The sequence below is a fragment of the Microcoleus sp. MOSTC5 genome, assembly GCF_036701825.1.
GTDB classification, from domain to species: Bacteria; Cyanobacteriota; Cyanobacteriia; order Cyanobacteriales; family Microcoleaceae; genus Microcoleus; species Microcoleus asticus.
Map to the genome: position 1 here is coordinate 1 of NZ_JAUBRK010000147.1, position 3,075 is coordinate 3,075.

Below are 3,075 nucleotides of genomic sequence, written 5' to 3' on the forward strand. Positions count from 1 at the left end.
TATCAATTTTTGCTTCAAAATCCGCTGGTACTGTTGATTGTTCAAGTTGGCGGTAGGCACTCTTGAACTCCTGCATGGCACCGACGACTGTCAGGTCTTCGCTTAAGGTTTGGCTGTGGTGGTAAAGGCTTTCAAAATAATCTTGGATTTGATAAGTTTTGGCAGCCCGAAGGCTGGTTAATTGGTTGAAAACTTTTTCGGTCAGAGTAGCTTTTCCACTGCTAGAGCATATATAGGTGCTGGCGAGCATAGCGCAAAGGCTGACTACCAGCAACATGACTATGAGTTTTGTCTTGATACTTAATTGATTCAGTAATTGCATAGGATGTTTCCTAATATTATTTGCCTTCTTTTTGGATTTTAGACTAGACATCTCCATAAATTGCATTTTAACCAATTTGCTACAAATATTTTAGACGAATTGTTGGAAAAGTCTCTTGTCTAATTAATAGAGAGACGCAAAATTTCGCGTCTCTCTATTCTTTTTCGGAGATGTCTAATGCCTGTGATGTATTTGTCGTATTTGTCAATTTTCAATCCGTTCTAAGTTATTTTGAGCTTCTCCAAGGTTGGTTTGAAATTGCACCGGATAATAGGTGAATAGATTAATCTGCTCTTTCTCCAATAGAGTCAGTATCGCTAGGTTGAGTTTTTCGATGGTATCAAAGTATAATTGAGAGTTACCATTAGTATTAGCAAAAACCCGAATTTTAATGATACGAGAATTTTGATTTATCTCGCTAAAGTAGATAAAAAACTTTCCTGTCAAGATATCAATTGACTTCGGAATTTCTCGAAGACCGCTACAAATCTTTTCGGTTTGTTCTGCCGAAATACCATCAATTTTCAGGTTTAAGTTGATACCTATGGAATTATCATTCCCTATCGCTTGGAAGCAATTTTCAACTACTCCATTAATCATTTTAGAATTGGGCACTTTTTGGATAGTGTTTCTGCTCAGTATACGAAGCGTTGTACTTCTGAGTCCCACCTGTTCCACCTTAATTAGACCCTCTATTCCAGGCATCGTCACTTGGTCGCCGGGTCGAAACAGATTATCTACGTAGATAATGATGGTACAACACAAGTCATAGATCAGGTCTTTGAGTAACAAACCTATGGCAACACCCGCTCCACCAAGCAGACCGATGAGTGCCCCTGCCGATGCACCCAAAAACACCTCACTTGCTTTGAGCAAGATAATCGAGATCGCCAGCACCTGAAACAATTTCGGCAGATAGGGCACGAGCAAATCGTCTAGCTCGGTTTCACTTTTGAGCGCCCATTGTTTAAGCACCTCTCCTAACACAGGAGCGGCACGGTAAACAATAAAGGCGAAGGTAGCGTAAGCACCAAATCTGAGAATCCCTTCTACTTTTTCGTTCAATACTGGGCTGAAATTTTCTGCCAGAATTAGCTGCACTATCCAGAGTCCGCCGATGACAATCAGCCAGTTTAAAGGTTGTTTGATAATCTCGACTAACTCATCGTCAAAGGTGGTCTGGGTTCTGCTAGTCAGACTCTCGATTCTACGAATGATAATTTCGGAGAAAACTTGTTTTAACGCCAGGGTAAGTGTGAGGACAATGACGACAAGAACGATTTTAAACAGCGGTATCGGTATGTTGACGATAGAGATGTCTCCATTAAAAATGAGTTGCCAAAAATCAGAACCAGCAAGAGCTTCTCTCAATGATATTGCCAAAGTATTCATGGTTTCCTAATTCGATACTTACACAGCGTTGCAGTTTATTATCTTTAAACTACCCCGACTTGCTTGTTAAAAATCGGGGATTGTTTCTAGGGTCTTCAACTCGATCGCAACACAAAGCGATTGTTGAGCGGTTGCACGGGTCTGGCGTCAATGGATATTAACTTGGGAAATCGCTGGATCTGATTTTGCGAGATTTCAATAGGCTGCTGCATCACAATCCAGTTCACTCCTTGGGAGCAGGGTGGTGTCGTCAGAGAGCTAAAGTAGCGGTAAACCTTTCGGTCTTTTGGTAAAAATTGCTCTGCATTTACCTTCACTGTCTTCACTACTTGCTCTGGTTCATTGCGATTTGGGAATGCGTCCCCGATCGGTTGCAGGGCTGCATTGTGTTGTCCCTGCTTCAACAATACTCCAATCACAGCTAGCGCACCAGCCTCGCTGCGATGCACTAGATGCAATTCCATGTCAAATGGTTTTTTATCAATGGTGTGTTCGCTGGGGTCCTGGAAGTGAAATTGCACCAGGTTAAAAATCTGAGCGTCCAGCTTAATTGACCTTCCCGGTTCGTAGTTCACTTGGATGGTATGACCGTTATTGACGATGCGGAGAGGACTTTCCCGATCGTCAATTTCAATTGGTGACAGTTGAGCTGCGATCGCTCGGTGCAAATCAATTGGCGATTGCTGGATTCCCGTTTTGCACACTTGAAATTCGGGAGACAGGTTCCCCCACTTCTCTACCCCGCTTTCTCCGTTATAGCCCCAGTCAGCTTCTTGTCCAACAGCAGAGACCCTTGATGGGAAACTGACACCGAACGAAATTTCCAGCGCCCCAAATCCAAAGAGTTTAAGTAAGGTTCGTCTATCCATTATTGTTAACTTAAAGTTCTAAACAGCATTTTTTGGCTGAGGAGCGTGGATGAGTGCAACACAACCGTTTTGACTGGCCCGACAGTTATTCAGAAATTTTGGCATTAGTATAGCCCTGCCCTTTTGCTTTATTATTGTAAAAGTTTTTTACCTCACTTATCTTTAGTCAGCCTTAAGTTTCACTTTTTGGTAGCTGAATTCAAAGGTTCCATACGGAAGCGGTTGAGTATTTTGAGCGAGTGGACTGTTGTTTAAATCATAGAAACTATATTTGTAGGTTCCATTCAGTGTTCGAGTCTGATGAGGTTGCTGTCGCCGGAAAAGCTTGGAAAAACTAATGATTAGCTCGGTGCTAAAACTTTCATATTTAAGGGCAATCTAGTATTAAGGCTGACTATTAAATAATAAACCTATATCAATACTCCGGACAGTTTTTAAAGAAGGATGCGACGCCTACGGCAAGCAACGCTTACGCAATAAATCACAGAAGCG

2 protein-coding genes and 1 pseudogene are annotated in these 3,075 nt (G+C 42.0%); all 3 read right to left on the bottom strand.

Annotated features, from left to right (window positions below; translation table 11 throughout):
• Nucleotides 1-322, bottom strand: a pseudogene (locus tag QUA54_RS33885) (hypothetical protein); the annotation flags it as partial.
• A 204-nt stretch (nucleotides 323-526) separates the two neighbouring features.
• A complete protein-coding gene (locus QUA54_RS33890; protein WP_333419369.1) occupies nucleotides 527-1,714 on the bottom strand; it encodes a mechanosensitive ion channel domain-containing protein in 1,188 nt (395 codons plus the stop codon).
• A 95-nt stretch (nucleotides 1,715-1,809) separates the two neighbouring features.
• The gene (locus QUA54_RS33895; protein WP_333419370.1) at nucleotides 1,810-2,583 is read right to left on the bottom strand and encodes a carbonic anhydrase family protein; all 774 of its coding nucleotides are present in this window, start codon (nucleotides 2,581-2,583) and stop codon (nucleotides 1,810-1,812) included.
• Nucleotides 2,584-3,075: the final 492 nt, after the last annotated feature.